The organism is Streptomyces aurantiogriseus (assembly GCF_014649375.1).
GTDB classification, from domain to species: Bacteria; Actinomycetota; Actinomycetes; order Streptomycetales; family Streptomycetaceae; genus Streptomyces; species Streptomyces aurantiogriseus.
The window spans coordinates 57,490-83,295 of sequence record NZ_BMSX01000029.1 but is presented as its reverse complement, the minus strand read 5'-3'; the positions used below and the strand labels follow the sequence as shown (position 1 = coordinate 83,295).

The window sequence follows — 25,806 nt, the reverse complement described above, 5'->3', positions numbered from 1 at the left end:
CAGAACGTCAAACTTCCACCCCCGGTTTTGTACACATACGGCTCATGACGGGCCCCCCGTGGGGAGCGATAGCCTTGGTGGCGTGATCAGCGCGATATCTCGCGGGGGTGCTGTTGCCCCTGCCCTGCGCCCGGTGACCTCGGACGACATCCGTGGCCGGGCGGCAGTCGCTGGTCCTCGCGGGCGGGGCGGGGTCGCAAGGGCCCCCAGGACGCCGTACACCCCCTGGGAGCAGGCGACGCAGAGAGCAGCGTCACACCGCCGGGGAGCGTCGAGAATGGCTGATAACCCCCCGCTCATCTCACCTTGCGGCATAGCGTCGGAACAGACCGGAGATCCCGGGCCGTGGCGTCGAGCCGCAGGGGAAGAGACCGTACTTCCTTCTACGTCACGCAACGGCGCGCGACAGGAGTCAGAGGACAATGCAGACCAAGCTGGACGAAGCCAAGGCCGAGTTGCTCGAGAGGGCGGCCCGGGTCGCTGAGAACAGCCCGGTCGGGGGGCACCTACCGACCGGGACGACGGGCGAGGGCGGTCCGGGGACCCCGGGCATCCCCGACCACGACTCCGTGCTCTCGTTCCTCCAGCGCTACTACCTGCACACCGCCCCGGAGGACCTCACCGACCGCGACCCGGTCGACGTCTTCGGAGCCGCCTTCTCCCACTACCGGCTGGCCGAGAACCGGCCGCAGGGCACCGCGAACGTACGCGTCCACACCCCGACCGTCGAGGAGAACGGCTGGACCTGCAGCCACTCCGTCGTCGAGGTCGTCACCGACGACATGCCCTTCCTCGTCGACTCCGTGACGAACGAGCTGACCCGGCAGGGGCGGGGCATCCACCTCGTCATCCACCCGCAGATCGTCGTCCGCCGCGATGTCACCGGCAAGCTCATCGAGGTGCTCGCCGTCCCGCCCGCCTCCCGGGATCTTCCGCACGACGCGCACGTCGAGTCCTGGATCCACGTCGAGATGGACCGCGAGACCGACCGCGCCGACCTGAAGCAGATCACCTCCGACCTGCTGCGTGTCCTGTCCGACGTCCGGGAGGCCGTCGAGGACTGGGAGAAGATGCGGGACGCGTCCGTGCGGATCGCCGACCGGCTCGGAGAGGAGCCCGTCCCCGCCGACCTGCCCTCGCCCGAGGTCGAGGAGGCCCGTGAGCTGCTGCGCTGGCTCGCCGCCGACCATTTCACCTTCCTCGGCTACCGGGAGTACGAGCTGCGGGAGGACGACTCCCTCGCCGCCGTCCCCGGCACCGGCCTCGGCATCCTGCGCTCCGACCCGCATCACGCCGGCGGCGACAGCCACCCCGTCAGCCCCTCCTTCGAACGGCTCCCGGCCGACGCCCGCGCCAAGGCACGTGAGCACAAGCTGCTCGTCCTGACCAAGGCCAACAGCCGGGCCACCGTGCACCGGCCCTCCTACCTCGACTACGTCGGCGTCAAGAAGTTCGACGCCGAGGGCAACGTCGTCGGTGAGCGGCGCTTCCTCGGCCTGTTCTCCTCCGCCGCCTACACCGAGTCCGTCATGCGGGTCCCGGTCGTCCGGCGCAAGGTCGAGGCCGTCCTGAGGGGCGCCGGCTTCTCGCCCAACAGCCACGACGGGCGCGACCTGCTCCAGATCATGGAGACCTACCCGCGCGACGAGCTGTTCCAGACGCCGGTGGACGAACTCCGGTCCATCGTCACGTCCGTTCTCTACCTGCAGGAGCGCAGGCGGCTCCGCCTCTACCTGCGGCAGGACGAGTACGGCCGCTACTACTCCGCCCTCGTCTACCTGCCCCGCGACCGCTACACCACCGGCGTCCGGCTGCGCATCATCGACATCCTCAAGGAGGAACTGGGCGGCATCAGCGTCGACTTCACCGCCTGGAACACCGAGTCGATCCTCTCCCGCCTGCACTTCGTCGTCCGCGTCCCGCAGGGCACCGAACTGCCCGAGCTGTCCGACAGCGACAAGGAGCGCATCGAGGCCCGGCTGGTCGAGGCCGCCCGGTCCTGGGCCGACGCGTTCGCCGAGGCGCTCAACGCCGAACTGGGCGAGGAGCGGGCCGCGGAGCTGCTGCGCCGCTACAACAACGCCTTCCCCGAGGGCTACAAGGCCGACCACACCGCGCGTGCCGCGGTCGCCGACCTCGTCCACCTCGAACGGCTCACCGAGGAGCAGAACTTCGCCCTCAGCCTGTACGAACCGGTGGGCGCCGGCCCCGGTGAGCGCCGCTTCAAGATCTACCGCAGGGGCGACGCGATCTCCCTGTCGGCCGTGCTGCCGGTCCTCAACCGCCTCGGCGTCGAGGTCATCGACGAACGGCCGTACGAGCTGCGCGCCGCCGACCGCAGCGTCTCCTGGATCTACGACTTCGGTCTGCGCCTGCCCCGCTCGGCGGGCGGCGCCAACGGCGACTACCTCGGTGACGACGGGCGCGAGCGGTTCCAGGAGGCGTTCGCCGCCACCTGGACCGGCAAGGCGGAGAACGACGGCTTCAACGCCCTCGTGCTGGGCGCCGGGCTGACCTGGCGGCAGGCGATGGTGCTGCGCGCGTACGCCAAGTACCTGCGGCAGGCCGGTTCCACCTTCAGCCAGGACTACATGGAGGACACCCTCCGCACGAACGTCCACACCACCCGGCTGCTGGTGTCGCTGTTCGAGGCGCGGATGTCGCCGGAGCGGCAGCGCGCCGGACTCGAGATCGTCGACGCGCTCCTGGAGGAGCTGGACGCCGCCCTCGACCAGGTGGCCTCCCTCGACGAGGACCGGATCCTGCGGTCCTTCCTCACCGTCATCAAGGCGACCCTGCGCACCAACTTCTTCCAGCGGACCGCCGCGGGCACGCCGCACGACTACGTGTCCATGAAGTTCGACCCGCAGGCCATCCCCGACCTGCCGGCGCCCCGCCCCGCCTTCGAGATCTGGGTGTACTCGCCGCGGGTCGAGGGCGTGCACCTCAGGTTCGGGAAGGTCGCGCGCGGGGGTCTGCGCTGGTCCGACCGGCGTGAGGACTTCCGCACCGAGATCCTCGGCCTGGTCAAGGCACAGATGGTGAAGAACACCGTCATCGTGCCGGTCGGCGCCAAGGGCGGCTTCGTCGCCAAGCAACTGCCCGACCCGGCCGCGGACCGCGACGCGTGGATGGCCGAGGGCGTCGCCAGCTACAAGACCTTCATCTCCGCGCTGCTCGACATCACCGACAACATGGTCGCCGGGGAGGTCGTGCCGCCGGCCGACGTCGTCCGGCACGACGAGGACGACACCTACCTGGTGGTCGCCGCCGACAAGGGCACGGCGACGTTCTCCGACATCGCCAACGCGGTCGCGCAGTCGTACGACTTCTGGCTCGGGGACGCCTTCGCCTCCGGCGGCTCCGCGGGCTACGACCACAAGGGCATGGGCATCACCGCCCGCGGCGCCTGGGAGTCCGTGAAGCGGCACTTCCGGGAGCTGGGCGTGAACACGCAAGCCGAGGACTTCACGGTCGTCGGCATCGGCGACATGTCCGGTGACGTGTTCGGCAACGGCATGCTGCTCAGCGAGCACATCCGCCTGGTCGCCGCCTTCGACCACCGGCACATCTTCATCGACCCGCACCCCGACGCGGCGACCTCGTACGCCGAGCGCCGCCGCCTGTTCGAGCTGCCCCGCTCCAGCTGGGCCGACTACAACACCGAACTGCTGTCCGCCGGCGGCGGTGTCTTCCCCCGCACGGCGAAGGCGATCCCGGTCGGCAGCCACATCCGGGAGGCCCTGGGCATCGAGGCGGGCGTCACCAAGCTGACCCCGGCCGACCTGATGAAGGCCATCCTCAGGGCGCCGGTGGACCTGCTGTGGAACGGCGGCATCGGCACGTACGTCAAGTCGAGCACGGAGTCGCACGCCGACGTCGGCGACAAGGCGAACGACGCCATCCGCGTCGACGGCGCCGACCTGCGCGTCAAGGTCGTCGGCGAGGGCGGCAACCTGGGCCTGACCCAGCTCGGCCGCATCGAGTTCGCCCGGGGCGGCGGCAGGATCAACACGGACGCCATCGACAACAGCGCGGGCGTCGACACCTCCGACCACGAGGTGAACATCAAGATCCTGCTCAACGGCCTGGTCTCCGAGGGCGACATGACGGTCAAGCAGCGCAACAAGCTGCTCGCCGAGATGACCGACGAGGTCGGCCGGCTCGTCCTGCGCAACAACTACGCGCAGAACACGGCCATCGCCAACGCCCTCGCCCAGTCCAAGGACATGCTCCACGCCCAGCAGCGCTTCATCCGCCACCTGGTGCGCGAAGGCCACCTCGACCGGGCGCTGGAGTTCCTGCCCACCGACCGGCAGATCCGTGAGCGCCTCGGCGCCGGTCACGGCCTGACCGGCCCGGAGACGGCCGTGCTGCTGGCGTACACGAAGATCACGGTGTCGGACGAACTGCTGCAGACCTCGCTGCCCGACGACCCCTACCTGCGCGGTCTGCTGTACGCGTACTTCCCGACCGCCCTGCGTGAGCAGTTCGCCGAGCAGATCGAGCACCACCCGCTGCGTCGCGAGATCACCATGACCGTCCTCGTCAACGACACGGTCAACACCGGCGGTACGACCTATCTGCACCGGCTGCGGGAGGAGACCGGCGCCTCGCTCGAGGAGATCGTGCGGGCGCAGACCGCGGCCCGGGCGATCTTCTGCTCGGCGCCCGTGTGGGACGGGGTCGAGGCCCTCGACAACCAGGTCGAGGCCGACGTGCAGACCCGTATCCGCCTGCACTCGCGCCGCCTGGTCGAGCGCGGCACGCGCTGGCTGCTCAACAACCGGCCGCAGCCGCTCGAGCTCGCCGAGACGGTCGACTTCTTCGCCGACCGTGTCGAGCAGGTCTGGTCGCAGCTGACGAAGCTGCTGCGCGGCGCCGACCTGGAGTGGTGGCAGAAGATCTACGACGAGCTGACGGGCGCCGGCGTGCCCGACGAGCTCGCCACGCGGGTGGCCGGGTTCTCGTCCGTCTTCCCGGCGCTCGACATCGTGTCGGTGGCCGACCGTACGGGCAAGGACCCGCTGGACGTCGCCGAGGTGTACTACGACCTCGCCGACCGGCTGCACATCACAAAGCTCATGGACCGCATCATCGAGCTGCCGCGCGCCGACCGCTGGCAGTCCATGGCCCGTGCCTCCATCCGTGAGGACCTGTACGCGGCCCACGCGGCGCTGACCGCGGACGTCCTGGCCGTCGGCAACGGCACCTCGACGCCCGAGCAGCGCTTCAAGGCCTGGGAGCAGAAGAACGCGGCGATCCTGGGCCGTGCACGGACCACGCTGGAGGAGATCCAGGGGTCGGAGACGTTCGACCTGGCCAACCTGTCGGTGGCGATGCGGACGATGCGAACGCTGCTGCGGACGCATTCGTAAGCTTGTATGCATTGAGAGGGTGCCCCCCGATGGTTCGGGGGGCACCCTTGTGTCTGCCCGGCCGCGCGGCCGACCGGCTAGGCGGCAGGCTTGGGGGCGGGCTTCTTCTTCGCCCCGCCGGTGAACGCCTCGTAGGCCTGCATGACCTCCTCCGTCGGGCCGTCCATGCGCAGCTCGCCGCGCTCCAGCCACAGCACCCGGTCGCAGGTGTCGCGGATCGCGGCGTTGCTGTGGCTGACCAGGAAGACCGTGCCGGCGTGCGCCCGCATCTCCTGGATGCGCTCCGCGGAACGCGCCTGGAACCGCGCGTCACCGGTGGACAGCGCCTCGTCGATGAGCAGGACGTCGTGGTCCTTGGCGGCCGCGATGGAGAAGCGCAGGCGGGAACCCATGCCGGAGGAGTACGTGCGCATCGGCAGGGAGATGAAGTCGCCCTTCTCGTTGATGCCGGAGAAGTCGACGATCTCCTGGTAGCGCTCCTTGATCTGCTCCCGGGACATGCCCATCGCGAGGCCGCCGAGGTAGACGTTGCGCTCTCCGGTCAGGTCGCCCATCAGGGCCGCGTTGACGCCGAGGAGGGAGGGCTGGCCGTCGGTGTAGATCTTGCCGCGCTCCACCGGCAGCAGGCCCGCGACCGCCTTGAGCAGCGTCGACTTGCCGGAGCCGTTGGTGCCGATCAGACCGATCGCCTCGCCCTTGTACGCGACGAAGGAGACGTTCTTGACCGCGTGCACCGTGCGCACGCCCGCCGCCTTGTCGGCCTGTTTGCGGCGCAGGATGCGGTTGAGGGCGGCGGTCGCGGAACCCCGGCCGCCGCTGGTGCCGTTGACGCGGTAGACGATGTCGACGCCGTCCACGACGACGGTGGGGTCGGGCTCGTCGGTGGGTTCGGTGAGCTTCGCGTTGTCAGCCACGGCCGTACGTCTCCTCAGCCTTCCAGAAGTAGATGAAACCGCCCACGCCCGCGAGGAGGGCCCAGCCGGTCGCCCACGCCCACACGTGCGGGGGCAGCTGGCTCGCGTGGAAGCTGTCGATCAGCGCGAAGCGCATCAGGTCGATGTAGACGGCGGCCGGGTTGGCCCGCAGCACGTCGTCGGCCCAGACCGGCAGGTCCTGGTGCTTGCTGAGCAGGTTGTCGATGCTCCACATCACGCCCGACACGTACATCCACGTGCGCAGGAAGAACGGCATCAGCTGGGCGATGTCCGGGGTTTTCGCCCCGAGCCGGGCCAGGATCATCGACACGCCCGCGTTGAAGACGAACTGCAGCAGCAGGGCCGGGACCGCGAGCACCCAGGAGGCGGCGGGCGGCACCCCGACGACGAGCAGGATGATCACCAGGGCGGCCATCGAGAACAGCAGCTGCTGCAGCTGCTGCAGACAGAACGAGATCGGCAGCGCGGCCCGCGGGAAGTGCAGGGCCCGCACCAGGCCGATGTTGCCGGAGATGGCCCGCGTGCCCGCCATGATCGAGCTCTGTGTGAACGTCCAGACGAACACCCCCGTGACCAGGAACGGGATGTAGTCCGGCACGCCCTTCTTGGTCTGCAGCAGCACGCCGAAGATGAAGTAGTACACCGCCGCGTTCAGCAGCGGGGTCATCACCTGCCAGACCTGACCCAGCTTCGCCTGGCTGTACTGGGCGGTGAGCTTGGCGGTGGCGAACGCGCTGATGAAGTGGCGGCGTGCCCACAGCTGGCGGACGTACTGCGGCAGGGACGGGCGGGCGCCGCTGACCGAGAGGCCGTGACGGGCGGCGAGGGCCGCGAGGTCTTGGGGGGCCTCGGCCCGCGTCCGGGTCCGGGGCGGTGTGTGGAGGACCTGGCTCACATCCGCTGCTTTCACTCGGGGGAGGGGGTGGGTGCGCTTCGGGCACCGGTGACCGGCGTTTCCTTACGTTTCTCTTGACGTCTTCTTACGTCGGGACGGGACCGTATCGTCGCAACGTGAGCGTAGGCCGAGTGGGCGTCGGAACGCAACCGTTTCGTCGTGACGGCGGCGCGGTTCCGTTGCGGCGCCGAGACCGTTCCGTCGTGAGGGCGAGACCGTTTCGTCGTCGCGCCGAGACCGTTGCGTCGCGGCGACGACACGGACCCGTCGCGGCGTTATGCGTGGGGACGGGCCCGTATCGTCGTAACGCCCTATGCTGTTCCGCATGACGACGAACGCCGACGGGCACCAGACGCGTCCGCGCCGCCGGACCCCCGCGGGAGCGGCCGTGCTCCGGGAGGATGTGACGGAAGCCATCCGGGCGGCCGTGTTCGAGGAGCTCGCGACCGTCGGCTACGCGCGCATGTCCATCGAGGGCATCGCCCGGCGCGCCGGTGTGGGCAAGACCGCGGTGTACCGGCGCTGGCGCTCCAAGCTGCACCTGGTCCTGGACATTGTCTCGGCGATCGCCGTGCAGGGCCTGCCGGCACCGGAGACGGGGAGTCTGGAGGGCGACCTGCGGGTGCTGTACGAGGTGACGTCACGGGCGCTGCGGCATCCGGTGGCCTCGCAGATCATCCCCGACCTCCAGGCCGAGGCGGCCCGCAATCCCGAGATCGCCGAGGCGATGCAGAAGGCGCTGCGCGACGGGCAGGAGGGTGTCGCCCTGAAGATCGTGGCGGCGGCGACGCGGCGCGGCGAGGTGAGTGAGGACCTGGACGACGAACTGGCGCTCGATCTGATCTCGGGTCCGCTTTACTGGCGTTCGGTGGTGATCCGCAGTCCGAAGCTGCCCAAGGGATACCTGGACGCGCTGGCGCGGGCCACCGCCGAGGCGATCAAGGCGCTGTGAGCGGAGGGCTCGGACGCCGTGACCGGGGTCGAGGTGGCATGAGAGTCGTGATGGCCGAGGACAACGCCCTGCTCAGAGAGGGCCTTGTCCTGCTGCTGACGTCGGCCGGGCACGAGGTGGCGGCCGTCGCCGGCTCCGGCCCCGAGATCCTGCCGGCACTGCTGGAGCACCGGCCGGACGTGGCCGTGCTGGACGTCCGGATGCCTCCCGGCTTCCGGGACGAGGGACTGCGGGCCGCCCTGGAGGCCCGCGAACGCATCCCGGGCCTGCCGGTGCTGGTGCTGTCCCAGTACGTCGAGGAGTCCTACGCCGCCGAACTCCTCGGTGGCGGAGCGAGCGGTGTCGGCTACCTGCTGAAGGACCGCGTGGGCCGAGTGGACGAGTTCCTCGACGCGCTGGAGCGGGTCGCCGCCGGGGGGACCGCCCTCGATCCCGAGGTCGTCACCGAGCTGATGAGCCGCCGCAAGGACTCGCCCCTGGACTCCCTCACGCCGCGCGAGCGCGAGGTACTGAAGCTGATGGCCGAGGGCCGCGACAACACCACCATCGCGAACACCCTCGTCATCACCGAGCGGTCGGTCAGCAAACACATAGGCAACGTCTTCCTGAAACTGGGCCTCCCCCCGAGCGACAGCGGCCACCGCAGGGTGCTGGCGGTACTGGCGTACCTCAACAACGCGTAGCCGGCCCAGCTGCGACGGGACGGCCGTAAGGCCCGCCCCGGAAGGGACCCCCTAGTCGCTCAGCCGCCGCGCCAGTTCGCTCAGCTCCTCCACCCGGAGCACCCGGAGCACCCGTTCGCCGAAGCCGGGCAAAGGGACGTGCAGGATCCGCGTCCACCGTTCCGGGACGGCCGCGGCGCCGTACACCGCGCCGGCGAGGCCGCCCGTGACCGCGGCGACGGTGTCCGTGTCGCCGCCGAGGTCGACGGCGGCGCGGACGGCGTCCTCGAAGGAGGCGGTGGTGCGCAGAGCCCAGACGGCGGAGCCGAGGCAGGGCCAGACGGCTCCGTTGAACTCGGTGGCCAGGTCGGGGTGCCAGTCGGGGGCGAGGACGGTCGCGTAGCGGGCGCGGTGGTCGGGGTGGACCTCGGCCAGGGTGTCCGCAAGTGCGGCCAGCGGGTCGGCTCCCGCCAGGGCGGTCCGCAGCAGCTCGTGGAAGATCGCCGTGCCCTCCCAGGCCGCGCGGTCGCCGTGGGTGAGGGCGGCGAGGCGGCGGGCGGCGTCCATGGTGGCGGCGCGGCCCCGCCGGGCGAAGTGCACGCCGGAGGTGGTGGCCCGCATCAACGCGCCGTTGCCCGCCGCCCGTTGGCTCACCTGGAAGTGCAGGGCGGCGGCCGTGTCCCACGGGTCGCCGCTGCTCAGGACCGCCTCCGTCTGCAGGCCGATGTCCTTGGGCTCGGCGGCCGCCCACCGCTGGAACCGCCGGAAGACGTCCGCCGGTTCCAGCCCGCCGCACTCCAGCAGGGACTCCCCGACGAGCACCGCCATCTGGGTGTCGTCGGTCGCCTCACCCGGGTCCCAGCCGCCGCCTCCACACATCTCACCGCCGTCCCCGGTGGACGGGAAACGGGCGGAGAAGGCGCCCTCCGGCCCGAACTCGAAGGGTGCGCCCAGCGCGTCCCCCACGGCGGAGCCGACGACGGCACCCACGGCGCGCACGAGATCGATCACCGGGTCAGCTTCCCACTCCTTCGCACCCGAGCCCCTTCACACCCGAGCCGCCTCCGGATGCAGCCGTACCCACCCCTCCCACGCCGAAGTGATCATGTCCTGGACGTCGTACTTGGCCTTCCAGTCCAGCTCTGTGGCGATGCGGTCGGCGGAGGCGACCACGCGGGCCGGGTCGCCGGGGCGGCGGGGGGTGACCGTGGGTGGGCGGTCGTAGCCGGTGACGGCGTTGACGAGGTCGATCATCTCGCGGACGGAGACTCCCTCCCCGCGGCCGATGTTGAGGGTCAGGTGGTGGCCCGGGGAGGACTGGAGGGCGCGGGCGGCGGCGACGTGGGCCTCGGCCAGGTCGACCACGTGGATGTAGTCGCGCACGCAGGTGCCGTCCGGGGTCGGGTAGTCGTCGCCGAAGATGCGCGGCGGCGCGTTCTCCGTGAGGCGTTCGAAGACCATGGGGACGAGGTTGAAGACGCCGACGTCCGCCAGCTCGGGGCTCGCCGCGCCGGCCACGTTGAAGTAGCGCAGCGAGGCAGTGGACAGGCCCGTGGCCCGGCCGGTCGCGCGGACCAGCCACTCGCCGGCCAGCTTGGTCTCGCCGTAGGGGGACAGGGGAGCACAGGGGGTCTCCTCCGTGACCAGGTCGACGTCCGGCATGCCGTAGACGGCGGCCGAGGAGGAGAAGACGAACGACGGGACCTCGGCCTCGGTGACCGCGTCGAGGAGGACTCTCAGGCCCTCCACGTTCTGCCGGTAGTAGTGCAGGGGCCGGTTCACCGACTCACCGACCTGCTTCTTCGCCGCCAGATGGACGACGCCGGTGACCTCGTGCTCGGCGAGTGTGCGGGCCACCAGTGCCCCGTCCAGCGTCGAGCCCTCCACCAGCGGCACGCCGGCCGGTACGCGTGCGGCGATGCCTGTCGACAGGTCGTCGTAGACCACCGCCCGCTCGCCCGCCTGGGTCATCGCCCGTACGACGTGCGTGCCGATGTAGCCGGCGCCGCCTGTGATCAACCAGGTCACTCGTGACCTCCCCCTAGTCGGTCGGCCTCGTGGTCGTGCGCTTCATCCGTGACGGACCGCAGTCGGCCGCGGTTGCCCGCAGTCGACCGTAATGATCCGCTTGGATCCGCAATGGTCTTGTCTCACAGTGAAGCAGGCACCGGCCTCTCCCGCAGGACCTGTGGACGACTCCCCGTGTCCCGCCCGGTACGTGCCGTGCCCGAGCGCCACAGGCGGGCGAAGGACAGCGCGGCGGCCGCGGCCAGCAGCCCGTTGCGGACGAGCATCAGCGTGACGCCCGTCCAGGTGCAGGTCGTGACCTCGTGGTACAGCGCCGGGTATACCGCCGCGCTCACCGCGGTCGCCGCCGTGACCAGTGCCGCGACCGGGCGCTGTGTGGTGTGCCGGGAGGTCAGGCATACGGCGGCCAGGCCCAGCAGCCAGATCATGTACTGCGGGCTGATGACCCGGCTGGTGACGGTGAACAGCAGTACGGCGCTCAGCGCGGCGTCGTGCGGGGTGGTAGGCGTCCAGTGCCGGCAGCGGAGCCGCCACAGGAGCAGCAGGCCGAACGCGACGGCGGTGAGGGCGAGGGAGGCGTCGGCGACGAGGGCGACATGCGGGCCGGTGAACTCCATCGCCCCGTACTGGTAGCGCACCTCGCCCGGCCAGCCGGCGTGGGTGGCCAGCAGCAGGACCGTGCCGCCGAGCGACTCGATCTGCACGCCCCGGCCACCCTGGTGGCGCAGGAACGCGAACGGGTGGTCGAACAGGGCGGTGACGAGCGCGAGGAGCACGGTGGCCGTCACCGCGGCCGACGCCCACGCCGCCGCCCCCGTCCGCGGCCCCTTGAACCCCGTCCACGCCCCGGGCTCTTTCCGCCGGTCCGTCCGCCGCTTCGCCCCCTCCCGGCCCTTCTGCCTCCTGTGAATCCCCAGCAGCACCAGCACCGGCCACACTTTCACCAGCGCCCCCAGCGCCGCGAGCGCGCCGCACGCGCGCGTGGAGCGCGGCAGGGCCAGCAGTGACAGCACGGCGAGGGCGGTGACCTGCACGTCGTAGCGGGCGAGCGGTACGTGCAGCAGCAGGGGCAGGCCGCCGACCCACAGGGCGGCCCCGCGCAGGGAGCGGCCGGGGCGTGCGCCCGCGCGGGCCAGGGCGAGCGCGGTCACGGCGTCGGCGGCGAGGGTCAGCGCGACGAACGCCTGGAAGTACGTCAGGCCCGGCAGCAGCGCGGGTGACAGCAGGAGCGGGCCGGCGCCCGGCGGGTACTGCCACAGCGGGTCGTCCGCCGGGAAGGCGCCGTGCGTGAGGACGCCGTACCAGTGGTGGTACCGGTGCCAGACCTCTCGCGCGACACGGCCCTCGCCCAGCCGCGGCAGGGTGGCGTCGTGGGCGAGCAGCCACAGCATCAGGGCACGGGTGGCGAGCCAGGCGGCGGCGAGGGTGAGTGAGTGACGTCGCGTCAGCAGGGTTGTCGCCGTGGGCATCAGGGCGTTCGGTACGGCATTCATCACGTCGGATAGTAAGTCCGGCGAATGACATGAAAGTGCTTAAATGCCGTCAATCGTCACTAATCGCTCGCCAGCAGCACAGAATCGGGTGTGTGGTGAGCGGACAGACGAGGAAAGCCGGCGTTACGGAGGCCGTGGCCGTGGCCGTCCCCGCGGCCGTCATGCTCGTGGTCGGCCTCTGGGGGGTGAACCGCGGGGGCATGTGGCGCGACGAGGGGGTCACCTTCCAGGTCGCGCGGCGGACGGTGCCGGAGATCTGGCGGCTGCTGCACGGCGTGGACGCGGTGCACGGCCTGTACTACTTCCTCATGCACGCCGTCCTCGCCGTCCGCCCCGGCGAGATCGCCCTGCGTCTGCCGTCGGTCCTCGCGGCGGCCGCCACCGCGGGCCTGGTCGCCGCCCTCGGCGTACGACTGTGCCGCCCGCGCGTCGGCCTGTGGGCGGGCCTGCTGTACGCGGTGAACCCGCTGGCCGGCCACTACGCCCAGGAGGGCCGGTCGTACGCGCTGGTCGCGGCCGGGGCGGCGGGTGCGACCCTGCTGATGGTGCGACTCGTTGACGGACCGGCGGGACCGGCGGGACCGGCGGGGCGGGCGGAGCGGGCGGGGTCGGTGGGGCGGGGGTGGTGGCTGTACGGGGGTGTCGTCGCCGTGACCTGTCTGCTGCACGAGCTGGCGGTGCTCGTGCTGTGCGCCCACGCGGTCACGCTCGCGCTGCTGCGGGTGCCGAGGGCGGTGTGGTGGCAATGGGGACACGCGGCCGGAGCGGTGGGCGCGGTGGTGCTGCCGCTGGTGCTGGTGTCGCGGAACCAGTCGGCCCAGGTGGGGTGGTTGCCGGTGCCGGACTGGGAGAGCGTGGAGCGGTTGTTGCGCGGCTTCGCCGCGGGGCCGAGGGGGGTGGTGTTCTGGGGGTGCGTGGTGTTGATGGCGGTGGGGTTCCTGGCCGGGCGTGCGGCGGCTTTCGCGGCGCCGTTGATGCTGGTGCCGCCGGGGATCCTGATGCTGCTGTCGCAGGTCAGGCCCCTGTACCACGACCGGTATGTGCTGTACGCCCTGGCGGGAGCGCCGCTGCTGATCGCGGCCGGCGCCGACCGGCTCGCCCGGATCGCCGGGCGACGGTCGCGTTCACGGGCCGTCGCCGTCGCGGGTGTCCTCGCCGTCTCCCTCGTCTTCCTGCACGTCCTCCCCCTCCACCGCCACTACCGCACCCCCGCCCACCGCCCCGACAACCTCGCCTCGGTCTCCGCCCTGGCCGCCCGTCAGGTACGCCCCGGCGACCCGGTGTTGTTCCTGCCGTCCCTCGGGCGGCGCGCGGCGCTCGCCTATCCGAAGGGGTTCCAGGGGGTGCGGGATCTGGCACTGGAGGTGCCCGGTGCCCGGTCGGGCACGCTGTACGGCCGCGAGGTCGGGCCCGGGGAGCTGCGGCGCCGGCTCGCCGCGGTGAACCGGGTGTGGGTCGTCGCCGCACCGTACGCGCTGGGCACGCGCTGGTATCCGCGCGACCTGACCGAGCGCGTCAAGCTCGTGGCCGTGGAGGAGTGGTTCGTCCCTGCGTCGGAGTCCGTACGGGACGGCGTGACCCTCCGGCTCTACGTCCGCCGTCCGGCTACCGGTTCCCCGGCAGTTCCTGAGCCGCCGCGGCGTCCAGTGCCGCGGTGAGCTGGTCGAGGCGCTCGCGCAGTGCGCCGATCTCGGCGAGGTCGAAGCCGGTTGCCGTGACGATCCTGCGCGGTACCTCCAGGGCCCGGTCGCGCAGCGCGACGCCCTCCTCGGTCAGCCGCACCTCCACCGAGCGCTCGTCGCGGGCGCTGCGCTCGCGCCGTACGAGGCCGGCCGTCTCCAGGCGCTTGAGCAGCGGCGAGAGGGTGCCGGAGTCCAGGCGGAGGTGTTCGCCCAGCTTCTTGACGGGCAGGGTGCCCTGCTCCCACAGGACCAGCATCACCAGGTACTGGGGGTACGTGAGCCCAAGGTCCTTGAGGATCACGCGGTAGACGCCGTTGAAGGCGCGCGAGGCGGCGTGCAGGGAGAAGCAGATCTGGCTGTCCAGGTGGAGCCAGTCCTCCGTGGCGTTCTCCTGGGCGGTGGAGGGCGGGGTGACGGTCATGCCTCCCAGAGTAGCTCTTGCCCGCCATTTAGTTGTGCCCAATTGAATTGTGTGCTCTACTTATGGCTGTGAGGCGGCCGGACCGGGCCGCCGGAACGTGACCTGAGAGGGATGGTTTTCCATGGACGCGCTCTACACCGCTGTCGCTACCGCCACCCACGGCCGTGAGGGTCGCGCCGTCACCAACGACGGCAAGATCGACCTCGCCCTGGCCATGCCCGTGGAGCTGGGCGGCAACGGGCAGGGCACCAACCCGGAGCAGCTGTTCGCCGCCGGTTACGCCGCCTGTTTCGGCAGCGCCCTCGGTCTCGTCGGCCGCCAGGCGAAGGTGGACGTCAGCGACGCCGCCGTCACCGCCGAGGTCGGCATAGGCAAGCAGGGCGAGGGCTTCGCGCTGAAGGTGACCCTGCGCGTGGAGCTGCCCGACTCCCTGGACGAGGCGACCGGCCGCAAGCTCGTCGAGCAGGCCCACCAGGTCTGCCCCTACTCCAACGCCACCCGCGGCAACGTCCCGGTCGAGCTCGTCATCGAGTAGTCCCCGGGGCCTCAGGGCTCCTCAGGACCGCACGGCTCCACAGCCTCGGGGCCTCACGGCCCCGCCCGCTTGATCCGCCGCGCCGCCCCCTCGTGCACAGGGCGGCGCGGCGGCTGTGTTCCCGGCCGGACGCGGCACGCGCGCGTGATCACCCGTGCGGGTTACGCCGCGCGGTGGATCTCGGCGGCCGGGACGGCGCCGGGGCGCGTTCCCGGCGGGATCGGGCCGACGGGCGTGATAGGCCAATCGACCATGTGGAGAACTGAGAGGTTCCTTCGACCGCCGTCGCCGCCCCACGAACGGCGTCTGCTCCTTTTCTGGTTCTTCGTGTTCGCCCTGCTGTTCGCCGGCGCGCAGTCGGCGCAGATCCAGGGGCGTGCCGCCATGGACACCCGTCAGTACGTGGCACACAGCTACATGCTGCAAGGGCTCGGCCGGGAGGAGGCCTCCCGGCGAGCGCTCGAGTACTTCTGCGACAGCGTGCGCGTCGGGTCCGCGCGGAAGGCGAGCGCGGATCTCGCGCACTACCGGGACAACGACGCCGGCAGGACCGCCCAGCGGAAATGCCGCGAGACGATGGAAGCCCGCGTCGCACGGAATGCCGAACGCACCGACGTGACGGGGTACATGGCGCTCTTCAGCCATCCGCGCGTCTCCGAGATCTTCGCGACCAGACCCGGATACCCCCTGTACACGATCCCGTTCACCCGTGTGTTCGGCCTGGTCCTCGGCCTGTGGGCAGCGTCGCTCGTGGCGACGGTCCTGGCCAGTGGCCTCGTGGTCGTCGTCCTGCGGATGCTGGGCGTCTCCGTTCCCGTAACCCTGCTGGGGCAGGTCCTCTACTACGCGCTGCCGACGGGGAAGGAGGCCATGCTGCCCCTGTGCGAGGGGCTGCTGCTGTGTGCCCTCCTCGCCGCCGTCGCCGGGTGCGTCCGCACGCTGCAGGGGCGCATCCGGTCGGGAACGGTGCTGTCCGTCTCGGCATTCGCCGGCGCGGCCTGTGTCAAATACGCGCAGACCCTGCTGGCCGTCGCCGGAATCGCGGCCATGACCGCACTGCTCGTCGGGGTGCGCTGGGTACGGCGGCGTGAGTTCTCACGGCCGGAATGCGCGGTCCTCGCCGCGACGGCGGCTTTCGCGGTGGCGCTTCAGCTCGTCATCTCCGTCCTCGGACTGCCGAGTACCCGGTCGAGTCTCCAGGACCTGTTGTCCGTTCACTACACGAGGAGCATGGTCCCCGATCCCGGGCCCGAGTTCCTGCGCCTGAGCGTCGCCTTCTGGAGGGAGTGGCTGCGCGACGCGCTGGTCCAGCCGCTGGTGCTGCTGCTCCTCGCGGCGGGGGCCTGGGGGGCGTTCCGCCACCACCGTGCGTTCGGCTGCCTGATCGCCGGCGTCGCCGTCGCGGGCGTCGTGAACCAGGCCGGGCACCCCGAGATGTCCATGGGACCGCGGTTGATGGTGATGGCGATGCTGCTCCCCGTGTGCGGCATCCCGCTCCTGGTCGAGAGCCACGCGCGACGGTACGGCAGAAGGGGACCGGACCCGGTCCGGCCCCCTCGCCCGGGCCGTCGGCTGCCGACGGCCGAGGCCGCCTCGCGCTGAACTCGCGGCCGGCCGGGTCGGGTCGAGCTCCCGGTGGGCCGCGGCCGGGTCAGCTGTACTCGGGCTGGCGGGCCGAGCGGTCGGCGGCCGACGGGATGGTGAGCGCCGCCCGGTCGCCGCCGGCCGCCGGGTCGGGCGCCTCGCCCAGCAGGACCTGCCGTACGACGCGTTCCGCGGCCCGCCCGTCGTCGTACTCGCAGAAGCGCTCCCGGAACACCTTGCGCAGCCGGGCCGACTCCGCGTCCCGCCAGGCGCCCGATGTGAACACCGTCGCCAGTTCCTCGTCGGTCCGGGTCACATGGCCCGGTGGCTCGGCGGTGATGTCGAAGTAGGCGCCCCGGGCCGCCAGATACGCGGCCCAGTCGTCGGCGTGCACGACGATGGGCCGGTCGAGGTGGGCGTAGTCGAACATCAGGGCCGAGTAGTCGGTGATCAGGGCGTCACTGGCCAGCATGAGGTCCTCGACGTGCGGCTCGTCGGTGACGTCGGTCAGCGTGCCGCGGCGGTGCAGATCCCGCAGCAGCAGCGCCCGTTCGTGATGACGGGCCAGGCTCGGGTGCAGCCGCACCAGCAGCCGGTGCCCGGCGCCGAGTGAGGCGGTCAGCGCCTCCAGGTCGACCCGCCAGACATGGCGGCCCTTGCGGTAGTCGCGCGGCGTCGGCGCGTACAGCACGACCGTCTCGAACGGCCCGATGCCGAGCCTGTCGCGCACCCTGGCCGCACGCGCGGCGTCGCCCCGGACCAGGACGTCGTTGCGGGGGCTGCCACTGCGCAGCGAGGTGAAGTGGCAGGGGTAGGCCCGCTGCCAGATCTCCTCGGAGTGCCGGTTCGCGACCAGGCTGACGTCCCACCGGTCGCTGCGGCGGAGCATGCCCCGGACGTCCGTGCCGTGCCGGGCGCCCGGACGGTCGAGGAGGTCCAGCGCCATGTACTTGAGCGGGGTGCCCTGATGGGTGTGAACATGTACGGTACCGGGCCGTTTCACCAGGTCACCGGCCCAGTTGCAGTTGTTGATCCAGTACTTCGCGCGCGCCATCACCCGGTAGTAGCGCCAGGATCCCGTCGTCACGTGGTCCGTGCCCGGCGGCAGCAGCCCCACCGCGTCGGGCTGCACGACCCACACGCCCCGGATGTGCGGTGCCAGCTCGGCGGCCCGGGCGTGAATCGCACGGGGATCGCCGTTCACGGCACGGCTGTGCCCGGCGGAGTACACGGCGAGACACGGGTCGAGGGGACGCATCGACTGGACCCGGTACCAGCACCGCTTGATCCGCCGGGCGACCGCCTCCCGTACCTGCTGCGCCCTCCTCCCGGCCGCTCCGCTCGCGCGCCGCAGAACGCCGACCGCGAGATGGACACGGAAAGGAGCGACGGCCAGGAGCCGGATCTCGCCACGGCGGGCTTCCTGCGGCGGCACGAAGCCCCGGGGGGCGCGCTTGCGGTAGAACGCCCGGATCCGCCGGTAGAACGCCTTGCGGTCGCCGCGCAGCACCCGCTCCGGGCGGGCCAGCGTGAACAGCATGTGGTCCAGGGCCCGCTCGAACAGCAGCGGCCGGGCCCAGTCGAGGCCGGGCCGCCCGGCGAGGAAGGCGAAGAGCCCCTCGTACTGCTCGAAGATGTCGAAGTGCCGGCGTCCCGGAGTACGGGTGATCGCGCCCTGGCGTCGCTGCCGGTACTCGACGCCCACACGGTCCAGGCAGGCGATCCGCTCCGCCGTGACCATCGCCTGGTAGGTGACCGGGGCGTCCTCGTACAGCCCCGGCCGGTACTGGAAGCCGTGGCGGAGGAAGAAGTCCCGGCGGTACGCCTTGTTCCAGGCGACGAGGAACAGCCGCAGGTACTCGGGGTGCTCGCGGATGGTGAACGTGCGGGTGCCGGCCTGTTCGAGGAGTCCGGCGGCGTCGCTGCGGCCCCCGCGGCCCCACCAGTGGGTGCGGACGTGGTCGAAGACCAGGATGTCGGGGTCGCCGGTCGCGTCGAGCCGGTCGGCGACCGCCCGCAGCAGACCGGGCGTGTACCGGTCGTCGCTGTCGAGGAAGAGGACGTAGTCGCCGGTGGCGTGCGGCAGGCCGGCGTTGCGGGCGCGGCCGAGGCCCACGTTCTCCGGCAGGTGCACGGCCTTCACCCGGGGATCGCGGGCCGCGTACTCGTCGAGGATCGCCCCGGAGCCGTCGGGCGAGCAGTCGTCGACGGCGATCACCTCGAGGTCGGCGAAGGACTGGCCGAGCACGGAGTCCAGGCATGCGCGCAGGAAGCCCTGGACCTTGAAGACGGGGACGATGATGCTGAAGCGGGGCACGGTGTCAGCTCCTCGGAGCGGTCGTCACGGCGGCGGGCGCGGGCATGCGGTGCGCGAGCGGAACGGGCGGCTCGATGGCCTCGGCCGGTTCCCCGAGCAGGACGCGGCGGACGACGCGCTCGGCGGCACGACCGTCGTCGAACTCGCAGAACCGGGCACGGAACCGGGCGCGCAGCCTGGCCGACTCCGCCCCGGCCCAGCGACCTGAGCGGAAGACGGCGGCCAGTTCGTCGGCGCTGCGGGCGACCGGGCCGGGCGGGGAGCCGAGGAAGTCGAAGGTGACCCCGCGTGTCTCGCGGTACACGTCCCAGTCGTCGGCGTACACGACGATGGGCCGGTCGAGGTTGGCGTAGTCGAACACGATCGACGAGTAGTCGGTGATGAGGGCGTCCGCGGCGAGACAGACGTCCTCGGACGAGCGGTGCCCCGTCACGTCGATCACGCGTTCGTCGTGCAGGTGCTCGCGCTCGTCCTCGTAGAAGTAGTGGGCGCGCAGCAGCACCACGAAGTCGTCGCCGAGGGCGTCGCACAGGGCCCTCAGATCGAGGTGCGTGCTGAAGCCCGTCCGGTAGTCGCGGTGCGTCGGCGCGTACAGGAGCGCGGTGCGGCCCTCGGCGATGCCGAGCTTCGCGCGGACGCGGCGCACATCGGCCGCCGACGCCGTGTAGTAGACGTCGTTGCGCGGATAGCCGTACTCGAGCATCTCGTACGAGGACGGGAAGGACCGCTCCCACACCTCCGTGGAGAGCCGGTTCGAGCTGAGGTTGTAGTCCCAGCGGTCGACCCGGCTCAGCAGGCGGTCGAAGCTGCCGGTGGCGGCGGCGACCACCGGGTACTCGGCCTGCTCGACGCCCATCTTCTTCAGCGGGGTGCCGTGCTGCGTGGACAGGTGGACGGAGCCGGGGCGTTTGACGACGGTCCCTTCGAAGTTGGCGTTGTTGATCAGGTACTTGGCGCGGGCCAGCACCTCCCAGTAGCGGCGGCTGCCGATCACCGCGTGGTCGACGCCCTGCGGCAGCGTCGCCACCGCCTCGGGCTCGACGAGGAACACCGAGCGGATGTGCGGGGCGAGTTCGCGCGCCTTGGCGTGGATCGCGGCCGGGTTGCAGGCATAGCCGCGGCCCCAGTACGCGCAGTACACGGCGAGGTTCGGGTCGATGGGGCGGCGCAGCTCGCGCCGGTAGAACAGGCGCGTGCGCAGCCCGCGCGGGCGGGGCACGCGCTGCAGCGCCTGTGCCGCCGACCGGTTGGCGCCCCGCAGCGCACGGAACAACGCGTACGCCCTGGCCGCCAGCAGCCGGTGCTGCACGCCCAGGCTGCCCCCGGGAGGGCGGAAACCGGCGGGGCGGTGGCGCCGGTACAGCCGGCCCGCCCGCCGGAAGAAGGCGCGCCGCCGGCGTGCGGGCAGCCGCTCCGGATGCGCGGCCGTCCTGAGCACGGCGGCGAAGAGCTGCTCGAACAGCGGGCCCGACCGGTCCCGCGCGAGCCCCTGCTCGGCGGCCCGCGTGAGCACCAGCTCGGCCTGGTCGAGGAGTTCGGTGTGGTGCTCGCCCGGCCTCTCCAGGCGGCTGCCCTGCCTGCGCAGCAGATGCCGTACGACGACGGAGCGCAGCACCGCCAGGCGCTCGGCCCGCAGGGTGACCAGGCCGCCGAAGCCGACGTCCGTGAAGTGCCCGTCGGGGAAGGTGAGGTCGTGCGCGGTGAGGAACGCCCTGCGGTAGGCCGCGCTCCACGCCGGGAGCTGCACGCCGGTCACCCGGGGCGCCTGGTCGGGGGAGAAGGCACCCGCCGGTGTCCCGGCGAGAAGCGGCGCGGCCGGGTTCGCCGGCTCGCCCTTCCACCAGTGCGTCCGCTCGTGCTCGAAGTACAGGACGTCGACGTCACCCGTCTCGTCGAGACGTGCGTCCAGCGCCGCCAGGGCACCCGGCACCAGCACGTCGTCGCCGTCGAGGAACAGCACGTACGCGCCGCCCGCCGCCCGCATCCCGGCGTTGCGCGCCCCGGCCAGCCCGGCCGACGGCGGCGACTGCACCGGCACCACCCGGGAGTCCCGCCCGGCGTGCCCGGCGACGACGGAGGCCGCGAGGGAGCCGGGCGCGTCGCAGACCGGGATCAGCTCGAGGTCGCCGAAGGACTGGGCGAGGACGGAGTCCAGCGCCAGGGACAGCCGGCCCACGGCCTCATGGGTCGGGACGATGATGCTGAAGCGGGGCATTCTGCTCTTTCTCTGTCGAGGGTCCTGAGCTGTCGAGGGTCCTGAGGGTCTGCTCAGGCAGCCGTACGGGCCAACGGCCCTCAGAGGGGATCGGTGACGGTGCGAGGACCGGAAGGTTGCGGCACGGTGGCGAGCGGGGAGCGCGTGAGCGCCGACGGCACGGGCCGGCGCTCACCGAGCGGCACGATCGGCGGCTGCTCCGTCTCGCCCAGCACCACATGCCGTACGACGCGCTCGGCGGCGCGTCCGTCGTCGTAGGGGCAGAACCGCTCGCGGAACGCGGCGCGCAGCCGGGCGGAGCGGGAGCCGCGCCAGTGGCCGGTGGTGAAGATGTCGATCAGCTCGTCCTCGCTGCGGGCGACCGGGCCCGGCGGGAAGGCCCGCAGGTCGAAGTAGGTGCCGCGGACCGCCTCGTAGGCCTCCCAGTCGTCGGCGTGGATGACGATCGGGCGGTCCAGGTTGGCGTAGTCGAACATGAGCGACGAGTAGTCGGTGATCAGGGCGTCCGCGGCCAGGCAGAGGGACTCCACGCTCGGGTGGTCGGAGACGTCGAGGACGCGGCCGCCGCGGGAGAGGGCGCCGGGCTGCCAGTAGTGGGCGCGGGCGAGGATCACGAAGCGCGGGCCCAGCCGGCGCAGGATCCGCTCCAGGTCGAGGGTGGTGCGCTGGGTGCGGCGGTGGTCGCGGTGGGTGGGCGCGTACAGGATGGCGACCGAGTCGTAGGGGATGCCGAGCGCCTCGCGCAGCCGGGCGACGTCCGCGGCCGTCGCCTGCTGGAAGACGTCGTTGCGGGGGTAGCCGTACTCCAGGGTCGTGTAGGTGCCGGGGTACACGCGCTCCCAGGTCAGGGTGGTGTGGCGGTTGGCGGACAGGACGTAGTCCCATTTGTCGACGCCCCGGAGGAGTTCCTCGAAGTCCATGTCGCGTGCCGCGGCCGGGTGTTCCTGCAGGTCGAGGCCCATGTGCTTCAGGGGGGTGCCGTGCTGGGTCTGGACGAACACCTGGCCGGGGCGCTTGACCAGACGGCGGTCGAAGTTGACGTTGTTCACGAGGTACTTGGAGCGGGCCAGCGCCGTCCAGTAGGCGGCCGTGCCGGGGCGCACGCGGCGCGGGCCCGGCGGGACCGTGTTCTCGTGCTCGGGGCGCGCGATCCACGCCGTGCGCACCTGGGGCGCGAACGTACGGAACGCGGTCTCCAGCGCGCCCGGGTTGCAGCCGTGGCCGCGGCCCCAGTAGGCGGCGAAGACGGCACGGTCGGCGCGCAGCGGCAGGCGCAGCTGGATCCGGTAGTGCGCCTGGAGGAGGCCTGCCCGCAGGGCGCGGACGAGCTTCGTGGCGAGCTTGTGCGTACGGCGCCGCACGGTCGCGGCCACCTGGATGGCCCGGTAGGTGCGGTGCAGGCCCAGGTGGACGAGGGTGTGGCGGAGCCGGGAGCGCAGCGGGACGGGCGCGCCGGGCGTGCGGTAGCGGCGGTAGTGGGCGCGCGCCCGGCGCAGGAACTCGGCGCGCGCGCCCCGCGGAAGGCGGCCCTGCTTGGTGAAGACCGTCGTGAAGTGGTCGACCATGCGGCGGAACAGCACCGGCCGCCATCGCGCGAGCTCGGGCCGCTCCTCGATGAACGCGAAGACCCGGTCGTACTGGTCGAAGACGTCGAAGTGCCGGCGGCTGGTGGTGGAGAGGATGTTGCCCCGGCGGCGCTGGCGGTAGTGCACGCAGACCCGGTCGAGGGTCGCGATCGACTCGGCGGCCATCAGCGCCGGGTACGTCCACGGGGTGTCCTCGTAGTAGCCGGACGGGAAGGTCAGGCCGACACGCTCGACGAACTCCCGCCGGTAGGCCTTGTTCCAGGCCACCATCAGCACTCTGAGCAGGCCCGGCCGGTCCTCCAGCCGGAAGGGCGCCGGGCCCTGCTCGGTGAGATGGGCGGCGAACTTGTTGCGCTCCGCCTCGCCCGTCCAGTATGTGTGCGCGTAGTCGTAGACCAGGACGTCCGGCTCGTCGGTCTCCTTCAGCCGGTCGGCGATCGCGTGCAGCGCGTCCGGGGTGAGCGTGTCGTCGGAGTCCAGGAACAGCAGATAGTCGCCGGTCGCCTCCGCGAGACCCGCGTTGCGCGCCCGGCCCAGACCGACGTTCTCCGGCAGATGCACGGGACGGACCCGCGGGTCACGGGCCGCGAACTCGTCGATGATCTCGCCGCAGGCGTCCGGCGAACGGTCGTCGACGGCGATCAGTTCGAGATCCGGGTACGACTGGCACAGCACGGACTCGAGGCACTCGTGCAGGTACGCCTGAACCTTGTACGCGGGGACGATGACACTGAACCTGGGCAAGGTGACATCCATGGGTCGGCGCGGGCAGCAGGCACTTTCGGGCCTGGCCCGGCAACGGCCGATGGAGTGACTTGGTTACGTTTGCCTACGTCATTCGGGGGACACCGGGTGAACGGCGAGGGGTGGGCCGGTGACGGCCCACCCCCCTTGACCACCCTTTCGGTCCACCCCCGTACGGAGTCGCCTACTTGACCGCGCCGGCCATCACGCCGGACACGAACTGCCGCTGGAAGGCGAAGAACACCGCCAGCGGGATCACCATCGAGATGAACGCGCCGGGCGCGAGCACGTCGATGTTGTTGCCGAACTGACGTACCTGCGTCTGCAGGGCGACCGTGATCGGCTGGCTGTCGGCGTCGGTGAACACCAGCGCGACCAGCATGTCGTTCCACACCCACAGGAACTGGAAGATGCCCAGGCTGGCGATCGCCGGCCCGCCCAGCGGCATCACGACCCGCGCGAACAGCCGCAGCTCACCGGCGCCGTCGAGACGGGCCGCCTCCAGCAACTCGCGGGGGATCTCCGCGAAGAAGTTCCGCAGCAGGAACACCGCGAACGGCAGACCGAAGCCCACGTGGAAGAGGATCACGCCGAGCACGGAGCCGAACAGGCCGATCTTGCCGAAGAGTTCGGCGATCGGGATCAGCGCCACCTGCACCGGCACCACCAACAGGCCGACCACGCCCAGGAACCACCAGTCCCGGCCCGGGAACTCCATCCACGCGAACGCGTATCCCGCGAGCGAGCCGATGACGACGACCAGGACCGTCGCCGGCACCGTGATCAGCACCGTGTTGACGATCGAGTTGGTGATGTCGCTGTTCTCCAGCAGCTTCTCGTAACTGTCGACGGTGAGTTGGGACGGCTGCGAGAACACCTTCCACCAGCCGCTCGCGCTCATGTCCTCCGGCGAGCGCAGCGAGGAGATCAGCAGACCGATGGTCGGCACCAGCCAGAACAGGCCGACGACGATCAGGAAGACGCGGACCAGGCCGCCGCCGAGCTTCTCGACGATCCTCGCGCCGAGCGACTGCTTCGCCCGCACGGTCTCGACGGGAGCCGTCATCGCCGCACCTCCCGCCTCAGCCTACGGACGTTGAACCACATCACCGGGATCACCAGCAGCAGCAGGAACACCGCGATCGCGCTGGCGATGCCGGGCTGGTCCTCGGAGAAGCCCTTGCGGTACAGCTCCAGCGCCAGCACGTTCGCGTCGTCCTGGGAGGAGCCCGGGGCGATGATGAACACCAGGTCGAAGACCTTCAGGACGTTGATCATCAGAGTGACGACGACGACCGCGAGGACCGGTGCGAGCAGCGGCACCGTGACCCTGCGGAACACCTGCCACTCGTTCGCCCCGTCGACCCGCGCCGCCTCCATGAGCTCACGCGGGACACTCGCCAGACCGGCCGCGATCAGCACCATCGCGAAGCCCGCCCACATCCAGATGTACGACCCGATGATCGCCGGGGTGACCAGCGACGGGCCGAGCCAGTCCAGGCCGTTGTACGGCTCCTTGAAGTTGCTCGCGGGGAGCCGGAGTTGAGCCCCGTCGGCCGCCTCGGGGAGCGTGAACGTGCCGTCGTCGGCGGCCTTCGTGGACGCGACGACCTTGCCGTCCTTGACCGCCTCGATCCGCATCCCCGCGTAGCCCAGCTCGGACGGGTCGACCTGGCCCAGCCGGCCGACGCCCTTGCCGCGGGTGAAGTCCTGCCAGGTCGTGCCCGTGACCTTGCCGAGCTCGGGCCGCGCCTGGACGGCCCGCTCGGCGTCGTCGGGCATCCGGTCGGGGGCGACACCGACCAGGGGCAGGGCGATCGAGTCGCCCATGGAGACGGTCGCCTTCGTGATGAAACCGCCCCGGTCCGGCTTCAGCGGCGACTCCCGGCCCGGGTGGGCCTTCGGGAACGCCGAGGACTGCGCGAACGTGTCGTGCACTCCGACCCACACCGCGTTCGCGACACCCTTGTCCGGATCCTGGTCGTAGACCAGCCGGAAGATGATGCCGGCCGCGAGCATCGAGATCGCCATCGGCATGAAGACGACCAGCTTGAACGCCGTGCCCCAGCGGATCCGTTCGGTCAGCACCGCGAAGATCAGACCGAGCGCGGTCGCGACCGTCGGCGCGAACACCACCCAGATCACGTTGTTCTTCAGAGCCGTGCGGATGCCGTCGTCCGTGAACAGGGCCTTGTAGTTGTCGACGCCGGCGAAGCCGTCGCCGGACTGGTCGTAGAAACTGCGGACGACCGAGTACCCGATCGGGTAGACCACGAGCGCGCCCAGCAGCACCAGGGCGGGCAGCAGGAACAGCGCTGCCACCGTTTTCCGGGTGCCGGTCACGCTCTTGCGCGAGCGAGGAGGGGCGGGGGCTCCCGG

Annotated in this window: 17 protein-coding genes; 6 read left to right on the top strand and 11 right to left on the bottom strand. The window is 71.3% G+C overall.

Annotated features, from left to right (window positions below):
- Positions 1-422: 422 nt before the first annotated feature.
- Positions 423-5,378, top strand: coding sequence for an NAD-glutamate dehydrogenase (locus tag IE263_RS41140; RefSeq protein ID WP_189943223.1), 4,956 nt, complete (start codon positions 423-425; stop codon positions 5,376-5,378).
- A gap of 77 nt (positions 5,379-5,455) precedes the next feature.
- Here the strand turns inward: IE263_RS41140 and IE263_RS41135 are convergent, their stop codons facing one another.
- Both IE263_RS41135 and IE263_RS41130 read right to left on the bottom strand, forming a co-directional pair.
- On the bottom strand, positions 5,456-6,292 hold the full coding sequence (locus IE263_RS41135) for an ABC transporter ATP-binding protein (protein WP_189943222.1): 837 nt from the start codon (positions 6,290-6,292) through the stop codon (positions 5,456-5,458).
- Entirely contained in the window at positions 6,285-7,208 is a 924-nt protein-coding gene (locus IE263_RS41130; RefSeq protein ID WP_189943221.1) for an ABC transporter permease, read from the bottom strand. The genes IE263_RS41135 and IE263_RS41130 overlap by 8 nt, the downstream gene beginning before the upstream one ends.
- 325 nt (positions 7,209-7,533) lie before the next feature.
- Here IE263_RS41130 and IE263_RS41125 point away from each other — a divergent pair, with 325 nt between their 5' ends.
- Together IE263_RS41125 and IE263_RS41120 are read left to right on the top strand one after the other, a co-directional pair.
- Positions 7,534-8,160 (top strand): TetR/AcrR family transcriptional regulator, encoded by a 627-nt coding sequence (locus IE263_RS41125; protein WP_229911449.1) that lies wholly within the window; start codon positions 7,534-7,536, stop codon positions 8,158-8,160.
- A 38-nt stretch (positions 8,161-8,198) separates the two neighbouring features.
- The gene (locus tag IE263_RS41120; protein WP_189943219.1) at positions 8,199-8,843 is read left to right on the top strand and encodes a LuxR C-terminal-related transcriptional regulator; all 645 of its coding nucleotides are present in this window, start codon (positions 8,199-8,201) and stop codon (positions 8,841-8,843) included.
- A 51-nt stretch (positions 8,844-8,894) separates the two neighbouring features.
- Here the strand turns inward: IE263_RS41120 and IE263_RS41115 are convergent, their stop codons facing one another.
- The 3 genes from IE263_RS41115 to IE263_RS41105 form a co-directional block, all read right to left on the bottom strand.
- Positions 8,895-9,833 carry an ADP-ribosylglycohydrolase family protein gene (locus IE263_RS41115; RefSeq protein WP_189943218.1) on the bottom strand — a complete coding sequence of 313 codons (939 nt, stop codon included), beginning with the start codon at positions 9,831-9,833 and terminating at the stop codon, positions 8,895-8,897.
- Positions 9,834-9,869: 36 nt separating this feature from the next.
- Positions 9,870-10,850: a UDP-glucose 4-epimerase GalE gene (gene galE / locus IE263_RS41110; RefSeq protein WP_189943217.1), complete on the bottom strand. Its 981-nt coding sequence runs from the start codon at positions 10,848-10,850 to the stop codon at positions 9,870-9,872.
- Positions 10,851-10,972: 122 nt separating this feature from the next.
- On the bottom strand, positions 10,973-12,319 hold the full coding sequence (locus IE263_RS41105) for a glycosyltransferase 87 family protein (protein WP_229911455.1): 1,347 nt from the start codon (positions 12,317-12,319) through the stop codon (positions 10,973-10,975).
- Between the two features lie 185 nt (positions 12,320-12,504).
- Between IE263_RS41105 and IE263_RS41100 the strand changes: the two genes are divergently transcribed.
- Positions 12,505-14,001: a glycosyltransferase family 39 protein gene (locus IE263_RS41100; RefSeq protein WP_229911454.1), complete on the top strand. Its 1,497-nt coding sequence runs from the start codon at positions 12,505-12,507 to the stop codon at positions 13,999-14,001.
- Here the strand turns inward: IE263_RS41100 and IE263_RS41095 are convergent.
- Entirely contained in the window at positions 13,949-14,446 is a 498-nt protein-coding gene (locus IE263_RS41095) for a MarR family winged helix-turn-helix transcriptional regulator (RefSeq protein WP_189943214.1), read from the bottom strand. The genes IE263_RS41100 and IE263_RS41095 overlap by 53 nt on opposite strands.
- A gap of 121 nt (positions 14,447-14,567) precedes the next feature.
- On the opposite strand from IE263_RS41095, the gene IE263_RS41090 reads away from it, so the two are divergent.
- Entirely contained in the window at positions 14,568-14,981 is a 414-nt protein-coding gene (locus tag IE263_RS41090; RefSeq protein ID WP_189943213.1) for an organic hydroperoxide resistance protein, read from the top strand.
- A gap of 327 nt (positions 14,982-15,308) precedes the next feature.
- A complete protein-coding gene (locus tag IE263_RS41085; RefSeq protein ID WP_189943212.1) occupies positions 15,309-16,583 on the top strand; it encodes a hypothetical protein in 1,275 nt (424 codons plus the stop codon).
- 49 nt (positions 16,584-16,632) lie between these two features.
- Here the strand turns inward: IE263_RS41085 and IE263_RS41080 are convergent, their stop codons facing one another.
- The 5 genes from IE263_RS41080 to IE263_RS41060 all read right to left on the bottom strand — a co-directional run bounded on the left by IE263_RS41080 (position 16,633) and on the right by IE263_RS41060 (position 25,770).
- Positions 16,633-18,882 carry a bifunctional glycosyltransferase/CDP-glycerol:glycerophosphate glycerophosphotransferase gene (locus IE263_RS41080; RefSeq protein WP_189943211.1) on the bottom strand — a complete coding sequence of 750 codons (2,250 nt, stop codon included), beginning with the start codon at positions 18,880-18,882 and terminating at the stop codon, positions 16,633-16,635.
- A 4-nt stretch (positions 18,883-18,886) separates the two neighbouring features.
- Entirely contained in the window at positions 18,887-21,097 is a 2,211-nt protein-coding gene (locus tag IE263_RS41075) for a bifunctional glycosyltransferase/CDP-glycerol:glycerophosphate glycerophosphotransferase (protein WP_189943210.1), read from the bottom strand.
- A gap of 80 nt (positions 21,098-21,177) precedes the next feature.
- Positions 21,178-23,427 carry a bifunctional glycosyltransferase/CDP-glycerol:glycerophosphate glycerophosphotransferase gene (locus IE263_RS41070; RefSeq protein ID WP_189943209.1) on the bottom strand — a complete coding sequence of 750 codons (2,250 nt, stop codon included), beginning with the start codon at positions 23,425-23,427 and terminating at the stop codon, positions 21,178-21,180.
- A gap of 184 nt (positions 23,428-23,611) precedes the next feature.
- Positions 23,612-24,493, bottom strand: coding sequence for a carbohydrate ABC transporter permease (locus IE263_RS41065; RefSeq protein WP_189943208.1), 882 nt, complete (start codon positions 24,491-24,493; stop codon positions 23,612-23,614).
- A complete protein-coding gene (locus IE263_RS41060) occupies positions 24,490-25,770 on the bottom strand; it encodes a carbohydrate ABC transporter permease (RefSeq protein WP_229911448.1) in 1,281 nt (426 codons plus the stop codon). Before IE263_RS41060 ends, IE263_RS41065 begins: the two co-directional genes overlap by 4 nt.
- Positions 25,771-25,806: the final 36 nt, after the last annotated feature.